This is a genomic window from Candidatus Harpocratesius sp., assembly GCF_054039255.1.
The window spans coordinates 157,728-174,312 of record NZ_JBPLBG010000031.1 but is presented as its reverse complement, the minus strand read 5'-3'; the positions used below and the strand labels follow the sequence as shown (position 1 = coordinate 174,312).

At 30.5% G+C, this 16,585-nt stretch carries 15 protein-coding genes; 7 read left to right on the top strand and 8 right to left on the bottom strand.

All coding sequences use genetic code 11. The features are described from left to right. The first annotated feature begins 4 nt into the window (after positions 1 to 4). From ACXLDF_RS06825 to ACXLDF_RS06810, 4 genes are all read left to right on the top strand, one after another. Positions 5 to 580, top strand: a complete 576-nt coding sequence (locus ACXLDF_RS06825) for an NOB1 family endonuclease (protein ID WP_457557753.1) — start codon at positions 5 to 7, stop codon at positions 578 to 580. Between the two features lie 249 nt (positions 581 to 829). Then, the gene (gene fen, locus ACXLDF_RS06820; RefSeq protein ID WP_457557752.1) at positions 830 to 1,879 is read left to right on the top strand and encodes a flap endonuclease-1; all 1,050 of its coding nucleotides are present in this window, start codon (positions 830 to 832) and stop codon (positions 1,877 to 1,879) included. Between the two features lie 118 nt (positions 1,880 to 1,997). Next, on the top strand, positions 1,998 to 4,238 hold the full coding sequence (locus ACXLDF_RS06815; protein ID WP_457557751.1) for a CDC48 family AAA ATPase: 2,241 nt from the start codon (positions 1,998 to 2,000) through the stop codon (positions 4,236 to 4,238). A 193-nt stretch (positions 4,239 to 4,431) separates the two neighbouring features. Continuing rightward, the gene (locus ACXLDF_RS06810) at positions 4,432 to 4,716 is read left to right on the top strand and encodes a hypothetical protein (RefSeq protein ID WP_457557750.1); all 285 of its coding nucleotides are present in this window, start codon (positions 4,432 to 4,434) and stop codon (positions 4,714 to 4,716) included. 337 nt (positions 4,717 to 5,053) lie between these two features. Here the strand turns inward: ACXLDF_RS06810 and ACXLDF_RS06805 are convergent, their stop codons facing one another. Then, positions 5,054 to 6,790, bottom strand: coding sequence for an ATP-binding protein (locus tag ACXLDF_RS06805; RefSeq protein WP_457557749.1), 1,737 nt, complete (start codon positions 6,788 to 6,790; stop codon positions 5,054 to 5,056). Positions 6,791 to 6,963: 173 nt separating this feature from the next. Between ACXLDF_RS06805 and ACXLDF_RS06800 the strand changes: the two genes are divergently transcribed. Then, positions 6,964 to 8,103 carry an aminotransferase class I/II-fold pyridoxal phosphate-dependent enzyme gene (locus tag ACXLDF_RS06800; protein ID WP_457557748.1) on the top strand — a complete coding sequence of 380 codons (1,140 nt, stop codon included), beginning with the start codon at positions 6,964 to 6,966 and terminating at the stop codon, positions 8,101 to 8,103. A 156-nt stretch (positions 8,104 to 8,259) separates the two neighbouring features. On the opposite strand, the gene ACXLDF_RS06795 is transcribed toward ACXLDF_RS06800, so the two are convergent. Both ACXLDF_RS06795 and ACXLDF_RS06790 read right to left on the bottom strand, forming a co-directional pair. Continuing rightward, a complete protein-coding gene (locus tag ACXLDF_RS06795; RefSeq protein ID WP_457557747.1) occupies positions 8,260 to 9,084 on the bottom strand; it encodes a VTT domain-containing protein in 825 nt (274 codons plus the stop codon). A gap of 85 nt (positions 9,085 to 9,169) precedes the next feature. Continuing rightward, complete coding sequence (locus tag ACXLDF_RS06790; RefSeq protein ID WP_457557746.1) at positions 9,170 to 9,808, bottom strand: hypothetical protein; 639 nt, start codon at positions 9,806 to 9,808, stop codon at positions 9,170 to 9,172. A gap of 505 nt (positions 9,809 to 10,313) precedes the next feature. On the opposite strand from ACXLDF_RS06790, the gene ACXLDF_RS06785 reads away from it, so the two are divergent. After that, the gene (locus tag ACXLDF_RS06785; RefSeq protein WP_457557745.1) at positions 10,314 to 11,150 is read left to right on the top strand and encodes a TrmB family transcriptional regulator; all 837 of its coding nucleotides are present in this window, start codon (positions 10,314 to 10,316) and stop codon (positions 11,148 to 11,150) included. A gap of 1 nt (position 11,151) precedes the next feature. Next, the gene (locus tag ACXLDF_RS06780) at positions 11,152 to 11,712 is read left to right on the top strand and encodes a Rab family GTPase (protein WP_457557744.1); all 561 of its coding nucleotides are present in this window, start codon (positions 11,152 to 11,154) and stop codon (positions 11,710 to 11,712) included. Between the two features lie 20 nt (positions 11,713 to 11,732). Here ACXLDF_RS06780 and ACXLDF_RS06775 read toward each other — a convergent pair whose 3' ends face one another. From ACXLDF_RS06775 to ACXLDF_RS06755, 5 genes are all read right to left on the bottom strand, one after another. Then, positions 11,733 to 12,266, bottom strand: a complete 534-nt coding sequence (locus ACXLDF_RS06775) for a metallophosphoesterase family protein (RefSeq protein ID WP_457557743.1) — start codon at positions 12,264 to 12,266, stop codon at positions 11,733 to 11,735. A gap of 65 nt (positions 12,267 to 12,331) precedes the next feature. Then, positions 12,332 to 13,402, bottom strand: coding sequence for a CPBP family intramembrane glutamic endopeptidase (locus ACXLDF_RS06770; RefSeq protein ID WP_457557742.1), 1,071 nt, complete (start codon positions 13,400 to 13,402; stop codon positions 12,332 to 12,334). A gap of 14 nt (positions 13,403 to 13,416) precedes the next feature. Then, positions 13,417 to 14,616: an AIR synthase-related protein gene (locus tag ACXLDF_RS06765; protein ID WP_457557741.1), complete on the bottom strand. Its 1,200-nt coding sequence runs from the start codon at positions 14,614 to 14,616 to the stop codon at positions 13,417 to 13,419. A gap of 7 nt (positions 14,617 to 14,623) precedes the next feature. Beyond that, complete coding sequence (gene purB / locus ACXLDF_RS06760; RefSeq protein ID WP_457557739.1) at positions 14,624 to 16,018, bottom strand: adenylosuccinate lyase; 1,395 nt, start codon at positions 16,016 to 16,018, stop codon at positions 14,624 to 14,626. Positions 16,019 to 16,119: 101 nt separating this feature from the next. Beyond that, complete coding sequence (locus tag ACXLDF_RS06755; RefSeq protein WP_457557738.1) at positions 16,120 to 16,566, bottom strand: hypothetical protein; 447 nt, start codon at positions 16,564 to 16,566, stop codon at positions 16,120 to 16,122. Between the last annotated feature and the right edge of the window lie 19 nt (positions 16,567 to 16,585).

Genomic DNA, 16,585 nt, shown 5'->3' with positions numbered 1-16,585 from the left:
CAAATTGTCATCAAGATTATTAACTATTACATTGATTATCACAATGATTTACTATATCTTAGATAATACAGCTTTTTCATCAGGATTAAATATCAATATAACAGCCGAAGATTCTGAATTAGAGTTTATAACCACGCCAGAAATTATAGAAGAAGCCAAAAAAAATAGAAATTCTTCCCAAATTCTCTCTGTTGCTTTTCTTCAAGAGAGAATACATGTCCAGTCTCCTACTTTATCTTCAATAGAGTTTATTAAAGAACAAGCGAAATTGAGCGGCGATATTGGTGCTTTATCCGATCCGGATATATCAATTTTAAGTCTTGCTTATGATATTATAAATTTCACACCGAATGCTTCAGTAACTTTACTATCTGATGATTATTCCATTCAGAATACTGCTTCTTTTATAGGAATTACATTTCAACCTCTTCATCAAATGGGAATAAAAGAAAAGATTGTCTGGGAAGTCTATTGCCCAAATTGTTTTCGAAAATTCCCTCCTGATAAACTGAAGTCTTTTTGTCCTGTTTGTGGAGGTAAATTAAAGCGCCGACGAAAAAGAAAAGGAAAAAGAAAATAAAAATAATATCTATAAAAATTATTGATGGATCTATTTTTAAAAATTATTTTCAATTTTGTTTGTTAACAAAATCCATATTGTACGCATTTTTTTTAATTGTTAAGTGTATAGTAATTAATTAATTTAACCACGAATGTTAATCTCATTTTAAAGTGCAGTAAAAAATAACATAGTAGTAAATATATCATTTAAAAGATAATATCGATAAAGCATTACATACTCACTTAATAATAAGGAGAATAAAAACAAATGGGTGTCGATTTAGGTCCTCTGGTCAAAGATGTTAAGAAAATTATTAAATTTGAAGATCTAGTGGGAAAACGCATTGCAATTGATGCATTTAACACACTTTATCAATTTTTAGCAATAATTCGTGGTAGAGATGGCACACCACTAAAGGATTACCAAGGAAATGTCACTTCTCATCTTTCAGGTTTGTTTTATCGTTCCCTTAATCTAATTGAGCATGATATTCGTCCAATCTATGTTTTTGATGGGCCTCCAAATCCATTTAAACAAGCTGAAATTCAAAGAAGACGAGAAATTAGAAACGAAGCAAGAAAGAAATTTGAAGAAGCTCGAGATCTGGGTGAAACTGAAGATGCAGCTAAATATGCACAAGGTTCTTCTAAACTGACGGGTGAAATGATTCAAGAAAGTAAAGAATTTCTCTCAGCATTAGGTATTCCTATTGTAGAAGCAGCACAAGATGGTGAGTCTCAAGCAGCTTATTTGGTTTCCACAAATCAAGCATGGGCAGTTGGATCACAGGATTATGATTCATTTTTATTTGGTGCAAAGAAGGTTGTTAGGAATTTATCAATGAATCGAACCAGGAAAATACGTTCTACTGTAGTTTCTGTAGATATTGAATGGTTAAGTTTGGAAAAAATTTTGGTTTCCAATAATCTTAGCAGGGAGCAATTAATTGATATTGGAATTTTAGTTGGTGTAGATTTTTTTCCAGGGATTAAAGGTGTCGGAATAAAAACTGCCTATAAATTAGTTCAACAGCATGGTTCTTTGGATACAATGCTTGAAAAGGATATCGAAATTAGGAAACAAAAAATCTCTAATCTTTTAAGTACAGAAACAGTGCAAGCAGTAAAAAATATTTTTTTAAATCCTGTTATTAATAGAAACATCTCTTCTTTAAAATGGAATACACCTAATTTTGATAAAATTAAAGAAATCCTTGTTGAAAAACACAATTTCAATCGCGAAAGAGTCGAAACTGGTTTAAGTCGATTGAAAAAACGAGGTTCTGCTCGCCAAAAAACACTTTCTGATTTTTTTTAATTTAGTCTTTAATTATATTTTGGAGCCATTAAGAAATTCTTTAAAAATTACACTCAATAAATGGCTTGATCAGAATTTTTTTACGATGGGTATCATTTAAAAGAATGAGTAGAAAAAAATGAGCATGAATGAAGACTCTAGTGGAAATAATCTTGGGAATACAGAATTAAAATTAAAAGTTCAAGAAGCAAGAAAACGTGATATTGGACGTTCTATTATTCGATTAGATTCTAAAACTATGAAGGAATTAAATGTAAATACTGGGGATATTATCCAAATTCGTGGTGATGATCAAATTACAGCTGCTATTGCATGGCCTGCATACCCACAAGATCAAGGATTGGAGATAGTTCGAATCGATAGTAGAGTTCGTAATAATGCTAATGTAGGAATAGACGATTATATTTATATATCTAAAGTTGATGAAATTCATGCAAAATCCGTCGTATTAGCTCCTATTTCTTTAAAAATAAAACCTAATACCCGATTTGAAAGTTTTGTCAAAAGAAAACTCTTAAATTTCCCTGTTGCAAAAGGAGATCTTATTTATATTAATATTGGAATGACAAAAGAAATTGTTTTTCGGATTATATCCATTAAACCAACTGGTATCTGTTTAGTAAAACAATCTACTACGCTTTCTATCAATGAAACCACAATTGATGAAATTTCACCTGGTATTCCCTATATTACTTATGAAGATATTGGTGGTCTTGATCGAGAAATTCAGCAAGTAAGAGAAATGGTTGAACTTCCACTAAAACATCCAGAATTATTCAATCGTCTAGGTATTGATCCTCCCAAAGGTGTCCTTTTACGGGGTCCTCCTGGTTGTGGAAAGACTCTATTGGCAAAAGCAGTAGCGAATGAAAGTCAGGCTCATTTCATCTCCATAAATGGTCCAGAAATAATGAGCAAGTTTTATGGTGAATCTGAAAAAAAATTGCGTGGATTATTCAAAGAAGCAGAAGAAAAATCACCCAGTATTATTTTTATTGACGAAATTGATGCCATTGCACCAAAAAGAGAAAATGTCACTGGTGAAGTAGAACGAAGAGTTGTTGCTCAACTATTAGCATTAATGGATGGTTTGGAAACACGTGGACGAGTTATCATTATAGGTGCAACTAATCGTCCAAATGCAGTTGATCCTGCTTTAAGGCGGCCTGGTCGATTTGATAGAGAATTAGAAATTAAGGTTCCAGGAGAAACAGGACGATTAGAGATACTTCAGATTCACACAAGAAAAATGCCATTGGATGAAGATGTTCAATTACATGAAATTGCTCGAATTACACACGGTTATGTCGGTGCAGATATTGCAAGTTTGGTGCGTGAAACTGGGATGTTTGCATTACGACGTTATCTTCCAGAAATTAATGTAGATGTAGAAGAAATTGATCCAGAATTACTAGATCTGATGTTTGTAAAAAGTATTGATTTTGAGCATGCTTTTAAGGAAATTATACCTTCTGGAATTCGGGAAGTTTTTGTAGAGATTCCCAGTGTTCATTGGAACGATGTTGGTGGATTAGAATATACCAAACAACAATTAATTGAATCTGTAGAATGGCCAATTAAAAATCCAAAAGCATATGAAAGAATGGGTGTTGCACCTCCTTCTGGTGTTTTATTATATGGTCCTCCTGGTTGTGGTAAAACTCTACTTGCTCGTGCTGTGGCTACTGAATCTGAAGCAAATTTCATTTCCATTAAAGGACCTGAATTGATCTCTAAATGGGTTGGAGAAAGCGAAAAAGCAGTTCGCGAAGTGTTTAGAAAGGCAAAATTGGCAGCACCATGTATTATATTCTTTGATGAATTAGATTCCATTGCTCCAAGAAGAGGATCAGGTAATTCAGATGCTGGAGTCACTGAGAGAGTTATTTCTCAACTTCTCACCGAATTAGATGGTATTTCACAATCTCATGATATTATTATGATTGCAGCTACAAATCGCCCAGATATTATGGATCCTGCATTAATTAGGCCTGGGCGCATTGATCGGATGTCTTATGTTCCACCTCCTAATTATCAAGATCGAATCGAAATTTTAAAAATTTTCACTAAGTCCATGCCTTTATCTAAATCTGTGGATTTAGAAGAACTTGCTCGAAAAACAGAATTCTTTTCTGGAGCAGACATAGAATCGCTTTGCCGAGAAGCTGCTATTCGTGCTTTACGTGAAGATATTCGCGCAAAAAAAATTAAACCACAACATTTTAATAAAGCTTTAGAAGAAATGCGTCCCAGTGCAACTAAGGAAGTTTGTGAGTCTTATGAAAAATTTGAAGAATCAATTAAGAGTCGCAAAATTGGTTCTTCTGCTAGTCATCGAGGAACAGATCTTTACACTTGAAAGTAAAATCTTGAACGTAAAATTTTTTAATTTTCATTCTTTATCATTTTATTAGTTAATACATGATTTTTTTTGATGCCTTTTTGGAATTAACTTACTAAAAAGCAATTTTTACACCAAATTAATAGATACATTATAAATTATATTATCCATGGCATCAATTATGAATACAACTGAATATAAATGATAAACAATGGCAAAACTAAAAAAATGGAATTCAGTTCCAATTGAAAACGAAATAATCTCTATTTTGATAAAAAATCGTGGTGAAATTTTAACTTCTGATCTACTTCGACAATTAGGAAATAAATATCAAGATTTCACAAAAGCTGATTTGGATGAATTTCTCTTTAAACTTGAAGTTCGATCATTTATCTTTGTGATTGCTATAAAAAAAGATGTATCTAAAGTTGAAATAAACTCTCGAGGAAACTTCAGTCAACCAGTGCTTCAAGAGATCAGAAAATTTACTCATTAATTACAAAATAACAAATTTCGCAATATTTTCAATATTTTAATTGTTAAATAAAATTCTATCAATTATGTTAATCAAAACAGTAGATTTTATTATCCTTTCTTTAAACTTGAAATTTTTTTTGAAGATACCTCTAAAAATTACTCTCTTTATTAATTTAACTATAACTTCATGAAAATTTAATAAAATAACCGTTTCTATCAATTTAATTATATTCAATTTTAGATCACTCTTTTGTTAAAATCACTTTATTGTGAAATGTATTTTATGAAAAGAATAAATCTCATGCAAGACAACGAAAAAATAATCGAATAAATCTTATTATTTAATGATTCTAAAGTTAAATTTCATCAATATAAAAATCAAGTTGTTCAAATTGATTGTCTCCTTTTAATTGTTCAGGTTTTTCATCAATTTCATTTAATGTTTCCACTAAATTTTCCGTTTTGTATAATTTATTGCCTTTATTGTTTTTTTTTTCATTTCTATTTATATTCGGCATATAAGCAAAAGATTCACTTTCCAAAGTTGTTTCACTGTAAGCTCGTGAGAGTAATCTATGACGAACTTTAAAAAAAATAGGGTAATTTGTTGCACCACCGAGAATTACTGCATTTCCAGTGGGTAAACTCGAAATTACTTTTATAGATTCGCTTGTTAATGCCTCAGTTGAACTTTTAATATGATTAAGGTCATAAGGATTAGTAATTCTCATGATAATATGAGTGTTACATTGTGAAAGTGCTGTTGTACTTAATCTCACAGGGCGTTGAGAAATAAGAACTAACTGAGCAAAGAATTTTCTGCCTTCACGCGCTAGTGTTTCGAAAATTTGTTTAGCAATTGCATGTTTTCCACCCGATTCAGGAAGAAAGTTATGTGCTTCTTCTAAAAATAAAATAAAAGGTGCAATTTTTTTAGATCGACGATAGGAAAAGAGTTGATTAGAAAAGAAATCAACTAAGATTTGCTTTTTTCTCATGGAAAGAATCGAAGAAAAATCAATAATGGTTAATTTTCCTGGTTGAATCAAGTCAAAGATTGAAGGAGATGTTGTTTGTGCGAAAATGTTTAAAAGTGATAAATCTTCCAACCAACCAATAAGAGTTTCTTGAACTTTAGGGTTTATATTAGGATCTGATTGAATTCTTTCACAAAGAGAATTAAGATTCGATAATGGATTTTTGTTTTTTCTATCTTTTAAAATTCGACGTAATTCTCGGATTTGAGGTAATGAGATATTTGGTTGGTATTTTTTAAAATCATAAGCGTTCATATCTTCAATTCCTATCTGCATAAAGGAAGCATTGATAATTTGGATTTTTGATTGGATTTGTTCAATCTTTGATTGAAATATTCCATTATTTTCCAGTTTTTGTTTTAGAAACCGATATTCTCCATGTAAATCGATTATAATTAATCCTGGAGTCCCAACATCAAAAGGGCGAAGAAGTAATTCTTCCAGCATTACTGAAACTAAATATGATTTCCCAGCACCACTTTGAGCCAAGATGGCAACATGCTTATTGAAAAATTTATTCAAATTGAGCGAAACATTCATTGAGTAGTTTTGAAGCGTACCTATATTCAATCCAGAAGAATCAAAACCCAAAAAAGATTGAAGATACTCATTTTTTAGTAAATATACTTCATTTCCTGGTTTAACTGGGAATCCTGCTGGCTGTATATTTCGAAATTCCAATGGATTATGTATTTCTTGAACCTTTTTTCCTGTAGGTATATATCCAAGCACTTTTACTTCAACAATTTGAATTTCCCACTCGTCACTTGGGAAATAATGCTTTAAGTTAAGCTTGGCTAAATTGAAATTCTTGACAGTTTGAAAATCATGAAAGTAACTGTTTATTATATGAATTTGTTCAATAATCCCAACCACATTACCAAGATATGTATCTACAATGCAGTATTGTCCTTGATGCACAACCGTTTCATAATGATTTGGTGAGATCGAAGTTAAAAAAGCAAAATGATGAACTGATGGGGAATTTCCATCCACTTGCGAAATAACAATTCCAACAGAAGTAAATGTAGATGTTTGTTCAATAGTAATGGACATTTTTCTCCCGTTTCCCTAATTAGATAATAGGAAATTAAAAGCCATCTGGTCGCCAATTTTTTGATTTTATTGAAAACTTTTCACTCTTTATAACCTGATTACTTGATTAATTGATCACATTTTATAAGAATATAAGAGCGATCAAGATTTCATGACAATGGAAAGGATAAGCTATGAAAATTTCTGATTTCTTGTTAGAAAGATATTTCAATCGATATGAATTTAAAGCACCTTATCTTTTAAGTTCCAGCGATTGTGAATCAATAAGCATCCGAGATCTTTTAACTTTGGATAATTATAAAGAATCTTTAGAAAAATTACAAAATCTCTGGTTAGGTTATACTGAATCAGAAGGAAATCCTAAACTTCGAGCAGAAATTGCGAAATTGTATTCGTCTATTTCGTCTGAGCAAATTTTATGCTTTTCTGGTGCTGAGGAAGGTATTTTTGTCTTTCTAAATGTATTATTGAATCCAGATGATCATATTATCGTGCAGTATCCTGCTTATCAATCTTTGTTTGAAATTGCAAATTCCATTGGATGTAATGTTAGCAAATGGATTGTAGAAGAAACTGATACCAAATGGCAGTTTAATATTGAAACTATGAAAGATCTCCTTCAAGTGAATACAAAATTAATAATTATCAATCAGCCACATAACCCAACTGGATCCTTAATGTCAAAAGATGATTTTCAATCTATAATTGATATTGCTAAAAAACGGAAAATCTATCTGTTTTCAGATGAAGTTTACCGACTTTTAGAATACTCTCCAGGTTTTAGACTTCCTCCTGCATGTGATCTATATGAGAATGCAATTTCATTAGGTGTTTTATCCAAAGCTTTCGGATTAGCTGGATTGCGAATTGGATGGATTGCTACAAAGAATGCAGAACTTTTAAGGAAAATGGGTGCATTTAAAGACTATACTACTATTTGTAATAGTGCTCCAAGCGAATTTTTAGCCATTCTTGCATTAAAACACAGAAAACATCTAGTACACCGTAATTTAGAAATAATAAAAAAAAATCTGAAATATTTAGATGAATTCTTTATGGATTATAAAGATCTTTTTGAATGGAAAAAACCTCGTGCTGGCTCTATCACTTTAGTAAAACTCAAGAATGATATTTCTTCCGATAATTTTTGTAAAAAAGTAGTGGATGAAGCAGGAATTTTATTATTACCAAGTTCATTATATGAATATGGCCACTCCCATTTTCGACTTGGATTTGGAAGAAAAAATTTGCCTGAAGCTTTAAGTGCATTTAGAAATTTTATTAAACAATATCAAAATGGAAAAGAAAAATGAAAAAATGCTTAAAATTTCTTATTTTACTTAACTATTTTTAAAAATTTCATGTTAAAAATAAAAAAGATTTACTTAATTTATGTTCTTTTTGTTATTTTTACTCCTTTTAATAATTTATTTCTTCTTTATCTTGTTTTTCTTATTTTTGTTCTATATTCATTCGTTTTTGTTTTCTACTTCATTTTCGTTTTTATTTTCTACTTCATTTTCTATTTCATTTTTTGCTTTTTTATTCTTTTTGAAAATAGAATCCCATTTTGCCATTAGAGCAACGATGAACCACATTAAATAAAGCAAAATAATTCCTGCAATACTGCCAGAATCACCTCCACCTTCGCCTAACAAATTCAAAATTGGTTCGATTCCAAGAATTCCTGCCATAACAACCAATAAAAACATACCTACTTTTCCAACATACATCCATAATATTGTTTTTTTTATTGGATATTTAACTAAACCTAAAGGTACTAATAATAAAGAATCTGGTAAAGGTGTTAAACCAAATGCTACAATTATTCCTGGAATTGCTTTTGGTTTCTTAAGTATTCTTTGACTCCATTTATCTGTTAAATCTGGTTGATCTTTTTCCATTACGTGACCTGCACCATTTCCAATAATATAATCTAAGAAATCTCCAATACTATTTCCTAACGCAGCTAAGAAAATTATTCCAATTATTTTCAAATATGGGTAGGAAATTGTTTCTGAATTAAAATAAGCGCTGGCAAAAAGAGCTGCTGGTATAATATATGGAATTGGGATTGGAATTAATGCCCCTAAAAAGCTAACCAAAATAAGAAAACCAATTGCTCCCCAGTAATTTAGTTGTGCGTAGCTTTCTGAACCAAACCAAACAGATACATCAAAATTCTTTGCAAAATCTGGATTAGTTAGGATAATTGGTGTTAATATTATTAAAATAAGTAAAAAAATAATAAGAAACCAATCAATCTTTTTCAATTTATATTTTCCAATATGCATACATTATCATTAGAAAAATTGAATTTAAATATCTCTGTTCTGATAATATTGTGCGAATAAGTTGGTCTTAAATTTGTTTTAATTCTTATTTTGCAATGGGAACAGGAACATTATTCTTTTCTCTATATTTTTGACCACAAATTTCACAAAATGTTTCATTTTTCTTATTTAATAATGTAATCATTAAAGGTGTAAACGGTTTTCCACATTTGGAACAATAATATTTCTGTATGTTATATTTTGGTATTTTTAAAGTAGGTGCCTCTGTTCTAACTGTTTTATTCTTGATTGGTTCGCTAATAATACGGCGTGTTTTCGGAGAAATTGCTGGAGCATCATATGGAAGAATATCCTTTTGTCTTTTTTCTTCATTTTGTTCTTTAAATGTCTTTTTTATTCTTTTTTCTAATTTGGGATAGAAAAGATATACATTTTTCTCAATATTTCTTGCGTAAATTAAGAAACTTTCAGAAATATATTTATGTGATGAAATTAAATCAAGAGGAAGTATTAAGAAGATAAATATCAGCGTATATCCTGTAATAAATAAGCCAATTCCTATTGCTTTAATTGTTTGTACTCCAATCCAATAACCAAATTCGATTAGTTCAACAGTTATATAAAATGCTAAATAAACTGCAAGCACAATGATTATGCAAGATGCGATAATTCCAATTGGATTATCCCACCATAAATATGAGAATATATGATACCATTGATTCATTTATATCAACCAACTTTTACTTCGTTATTTTCTATTAACCATATCAGCTACTTTAAAGATCCAGAAACCATTCGTTATCAAATTAGTAAAAAAATCTTAAGGTTAATTATTAAGAAATTTTGAAAAATAATCCCCTTAATCGAATAATTATATTTCTACTATTGTAGATTAGTGCGAATAAGTTTTTTAAAAAATATCGATGAAAGCAAGGTAGGTCGGATTATGTAAAATTTGGCACCACCAATTCTATTCCTACCCTACAGATTCGCTTCTGCTTCTCCAAATTACAATACTGAAAAAAATATTTTAAATTTATTTAATTTTCACCTAATTAAATCAATAATTAATAAGTCGTTATATATTTAAGAAATATGAATCTAAATTAAATAAAAAGTGATTACATTTATAATATGTTAATTGGTGAACTATTATCGCTGAATTACCAAATGAATCTACAGAACCTGAGGGTGAAGATTTTACAGATAATAATGAATTTAAGGAAAAGTTGGCTGAAATCAATAAAAATTTGCAAAAACTAGGTTCATTTACATTAAATGATTCAAGAATTTATACAACTTTGCTTCTTTTTGGTTTAAGTAGCCCTGCAAAAATATCTGAAAAAAGCCAAGTTGATCGTGCTCGGGTATATGATTCTTTAAAAAGGCTCGTTAAAAGAGGTATTGTTGAAGAAGAACCTGTTCCTCGTGCCCCTCGATATCGTGCAGTACCTCCCGAGGTTGTTTTCGGAAAATTAATCTCAAAATTTAAGAATAAAATTGGTTTGGCTGAGAATTTAGTTCATGATTTGGAAAATCTTACTAAATTTCAACCAATTGAGATGAATTCAGTTTGGACAGTACTGGGAGAAAAAAAAATCAGAAAATTAATTAGAAAATTCATCGAAGAAGCAGAAGAGTATTGTTTCCTAATACTAACACTTGATTTTTCGAATGTTGCTTTACGTGAATTTGAAGCGATTACTCAATGGATATTAGAAAAATTACATAATTCTAAAGTTGAGTTTCGGATTTCAATGAAAATTTCTAAAGATGAAAAACAATTCACACCACTAATTAATCATTTGTATCATGAAGGAGTTAAATTTTATAATTGGAACTCTTCACCTATAATACCATTCGGACTTGTTATTACAGAAAAAGCATATGTTCAAACATATCTTTCAAGTTCTGTTCCTAAACCGACATATGGTTATGGGGTATTCATGGAAAATGCTTCTAAAAGTCAAATCAAAGGTTTGTATACTTTAAGCATGTGGGTTTTTTCGCATTTATGTCAACAAGTTATTTTTGCTAAGAAAAATCAAACAAAGTCAGGAGAGTAATATGGAATATAAAGGAAAAGTGTCTGTAATTGGTTCTGAAGGCACAGGAAAAACCTCATTAATTCTACGATACATTAAAAATACATTCACCGAAGAGTACATTACTACTCTAGGTGCGGATTTCATTGAAAGGTCATACACAAATGTTGATTTACCCGAACTTCGAAATAAGGATATTATGACATTGGTTTACTGGGACATGGCAGGTCAAAATCAGTACCTAGAAGTCACATCAATTTATTGTGAAGGTTCTCTTGGAATAATCATCGTTTTTGATGTCAATGATCGAATTAGTTATGAAAGTTTACCTGAATGGGCGAAATTTGCAGATCATATATGCCCAGATGCTATAAAATTAATTGTGGGAAATAAAACTGATTTAGAGTATAAAGTGAGTATGGATGAAATTTCAGAGATGGAAAAGCGTCTGGGTATACCGATTGAATTAGTTTCAGCTAAAATGGAGTTAGATCATGAACAATCAAATGTAATTAATGTTTTTACAAGAGTTGCATCTAGTATTTTCGATAGATTTCGAGAAATAATAAAAAAAAATTACTAAAATTCAATTAATTTTATTTGTTATTTTTTTCGCTTTTTTCCAATCTTCTTTATAAATGCAGAAACCATCTCTTGAGAAATTTCCAAAATCGCTAAGGTTGGTTCAGGCGTTGCATCATTTTCAAATCCTCGAATTAAGTAAGGAGAATGTCGAGGTTGTGTCAAAGAACCAGGATTAATGATCAAACAATGTTCCTGAGTTTCTTGAATTCTTGGATAATGTGTGTGACCATGTATAAAAACTCTTGGTTTCTCTTCTAATTCAAAGTATACTTGTGGTTCATGAGCAACTACAACATGAACCCCTTCAAATGTCAAATGTAAAACTTTTGGCCATTTTGAAACAAAATCCATGTTCCCACGTACTACACTCGTTGGTGCAATTTTTTCTAAATCACAAATAAATTCTTCAAATAAAACGTCTCCTGCATGAATTATATGATCTACATCTTGAAAATAATATTTAATTACGAAAATTAAATGAGAATATGTTTTTTCGTTTTCAGAATTTCGCGTAAAGTTGATGTGGGTATCTGATAATATTCCAATTTTCACTTTACTTATTGCCTCCAATTATGAAGAGAAAAAAAAAGATAAAATCAATCAAATTTATCTGTTTTTTAAATAAGAGATAGTAATAACCAAAGAATTCCTATTATAAAAAAATCAAATGCCACTGTCTTCCAATCTTTTATCGACTGAGTATACTTCACAATATTATGTTTAATAATGCTTAATAAATGATCAATCTTAAAAATTCTTGTGATATAAAAGATAAGAGCAAGACTTAAAATTGGAATATAAAGGTAAATGAATGTAGATTTCCAAAAAGAATATCCTAATACATACTGTCGCACAACTATAGCAGAAAATGTATTATTTATCCAATGTGCGAAAATTACAGGAAAAATCCTTTGTTTTTCCAAAAAATAAGCCCCAGCAATTAATCCAATTATTAAACCGTTAAGACCCCACCAAATTGGATAAAAGACAGATTTGCCAATATTGTTTGGAACAAAAATATAATTAAAATGAGCTAATCCAAATAAAATTGCACTATATAAGAATACTTTAGATGATTGAAGTTCTTCTTTACCAATTGTTAAGAAAAATTCTCGGTATATGAATTCTTCTCTACTGGCAACTAAAAAATGTATAAATAGAGTAGTAGTTATCATTAAAGGAAAAGTGTAAAGAAAATAATTCATAGGATCATTTAAATCAGAAACTTGTAAGGAATTGACTGAATAATCTAAAACTCCTGGAATAAGATAACTGATAAAATCTAAGGGAATGTAAATACATGTGAAAAGTAAAATACCATCCTTAATTTGAGAAAAAAAGTTTTTTTTTTTAAATCCTGAGAAAAGAATTTTTAAATATAGTTTTTTTTCTTTGTTCTTAAGAGGTAAAGACAATGGATTTTTTAATCTTATCTTCTCCAATTCTTTTGATTGTTGAGTATTTTCAGCTTGATTATTTGGAAAAATTTTGTAAACGAGCCAAACTCCAAATGTCAATGAAAAAAATGTGAAAACAGCCAAACTGATCCAATAAATATATAATTTCAATAATCCATCAGAAAATGATTTATCCAAAATTATTTGAGAAATTAGATAGAAAAAAAAATTCGTTAAGACGCTTAAAAGGAGCAATAATATAAGCCTAGCATAGTTTTCAGAATTGGTCATATTCAGGAATCTCCTTATTTTTCTAATTTTGATGAATATTCAAATTTTCCATGTAAACTTTCAATAGTTAAATAATTCTTATGCTTTTCTGAAGAACGTTCAACGACTCCAATAATTTTCGATTCAACTCCATACTTTCGGGCAGTTTTTATCACGAAATCATTAGCAAAATCTTCAGAGCAAACAATTTCCATTCTATGTCCCATATTAAATACTTGATACATCTCTTTCCACCCTGTTTGAGATGATTCTTGGATTAATTTGAAAAAAGGTGGCTCTACAAATAGATTATTCTTATAATAATGAAGATTTTCGCCAAATTTTAAACATTTTGTTTGACCTCCACCAGTATTGTGGAAAATCGCATGAATTTGTGAGCGATCAATTTTAAATAAATCTAAAAGAATAGGGGTATAAGTTCGAGTGGGTGATAAAATTGCTTGGCCAACAGTCAAGTTTGTCTGAGGTACTTTGTCATGCAGACTGTATTTTCCAAAAAATGTCCAATTTTCATCTAATTCTGGACTGTAACATTCTTGATACTTTTTATAATAGTCATGATGCAATAATCCGTGGCGTGCTAATGTCAATCCATTACTTCCGATACCACTGTTATATTCATTTTCATAATTTGCTTTTCCAAAACTGCTCAATCCGACAATTACATCTCCTGGTTGAATTGATTTTGGATGAATTACATCAGATCTCTTCATTCGTGTAACCAATGTGGAATCAACAATTAAAGTTCTAACTAAATCACCAACATCAGCTGTTTCTCCTCCACATGATGTAATAGGAAGTCCAAATTCTTGTAATCGATGAATAAATTTATCATAAGCTTCGATTATTGTTTTAATTACAGCACCAGAAATTAGTTTTTTATTTCGACCAATTGTATTGGATAATAAGAAATTCGTTCCAGCACCCACACAAAGAACATCATCGACATTCATTACGATACTATCTTGAACAATTCCCTCAAAATAAGAAAGATCTGCTGTTTCACTGAACATCATATAAGCAAGAGATGATTTTGTTCCTGCACCATCTGCATGGACTAAAGAGCAATAAAAAGGATCATCGGCAATATCTGCTATTATCTTGCAAAACGCACCTGGAAATATTCCTTGGTTAAGATTTTTAACCGCCGCATGAACTTCTTCTTTCTGTGATGATACTCCTAACATTTCATAGGTTGGTTTTTTTTGATCCATATCTGTTTCACGTTGAATTGTTCTCAATTATGTAATTTTGTTTTAAAAAGGTTACAGTGCGTTCTACTTGTGTTATAGCTGTACCTAAGTATTGTTCAGGACATAAAAGATTATCAAGTTCTTCTTCAGAAAATCGTGAAGAGATCTTAGATTCCTTCATAAGTATGGATTTCATGGATATTTTCTGCAATCGTGCTTGAATTGCTGCATTTCTTAATATTTCATGCCCTGTTTGTCGTCCAATTCCCTTTTTTACTAATGCGACCATAATTCTTTCTGCCAAAAAAGCGCCATGAGTAAAATTTAGATTACGAGTTATTGCATCTTCATTAAATTCCACACCATCCAAAATTTGAGCAAGCTGATCAAGCATATAATCTAAAAGAATGAAATTCTCTGCAAAAATTATGCGTTCATTAGCTGAGTTAGTTAGATCTCTTTCATCTTCCAGTCCAATATTGTCTATGCCTACAATAATATTCGATTTCAGTATTCTTGTTAAAGAACATAGTCTTTCTGCTTTATGTGGGTTACGTTTATGAGGCATAGTAGAACTTCCAACTTGCTTTTTTGTGAAGGGTTCAAACATTTCTCCAATTTCTGTTCGTTGTAAGATTCGCATTTCTCTGGCAATCTTGTCAATAGTTCCAGCAATTAATGCAGTCAAGTTTAAAACTTCTGCATGTCGATCTCTTTGAATTACTTGATTGGCAACCAAGACAGGTTGAATTGGTATATTATATTCTTTACTAAGAATTTCCATGACTTTACTCTGAATTTGAAATCCTTTTTCACCGAATGATGCCATTGTTCCTACTGCTCCCGACATTTTACCAATTGCGATGCGTGGTAGGATATTATCAATTCGATCGATATGTCTAGCCATTTCAGATGCCCATACTGAAAAACGCATTCCGTATGTAGTTGGTAATGCTTGCTGTCCATGAGTACGTCCCACACACACATGATTTTTATGATTTATTGCAAGATTTGTAAGAAGGATTAGTACTTTTTCAATTGAACCGCGTAATATTTGTAGACCTTGAGATAATTGAATTGCAGTAGCAGTATCTTCGATATCATAAGAAGTGGCACCTAAATGAATGTAATCTCCCGCTTGATCTTCACATTGTTCTGTTAATCCTTTGACCATTGCCATTAAATCATGATGAATCTCACGTTCGATGCTTAAGACTCTGGAAATTTTTACATAATCTAAAGTTGCTTTTTTAGATATTTCATCTGCAGCCTTTTGGGGAATATTGCCTACCAATGCGTGGGCTTGAGCCAGAGCTGATTCCACTCGCAGCCAGCGTGATAATTTTGCACTTTGGGTGAATATTTTGGCCATTTGCTTGGTTTTATACCTTTCTTCAATTGGATGGATGGAATTTTCATTCATAATGTAGTCATGTACAACAATAAATTCAATAATATAGAATTTGTGAAATAAAAAAAAATTCTTCAGAATAAAATAATGCATCAAAAAAGAACAAGAAAATATTAATCTACTGCTGCTAAATAAAAAGTGCCTTCTTTAGGAGTGCTATTTCCTTCTGAAATCTGAATTTTTCCGCTTAATAAAGTTGCTTGTTCATTCATATCTCCAATGAACACAATATCAATCGAGGATGTTTGATTAAAGAAATAGATACTAAATTCAACATGAGTATCTATAGCAAAATATTCCATGTTGTTAAAAATCCTGGTATCATTTCCAATTTGAAGAGTTCCATTTAATTTTCCTTCTCCATTGAATGTAATTTTAAGAGAATATTGTGACTCGTTTGGAATTGAAATTGTACCTGCAAAATCTCCATTCAATTTTTCATTATTAAAGGTATTCAAATTTTTTATCATAGAACCTAAAATTACGAATAAAATGATGAAAACTATTGCAGAAAGTACATAAAAGCCCCGCCTGGAATTCTTTGAAGTTAAAAATTTCATTGATATTTTTATAAAATAT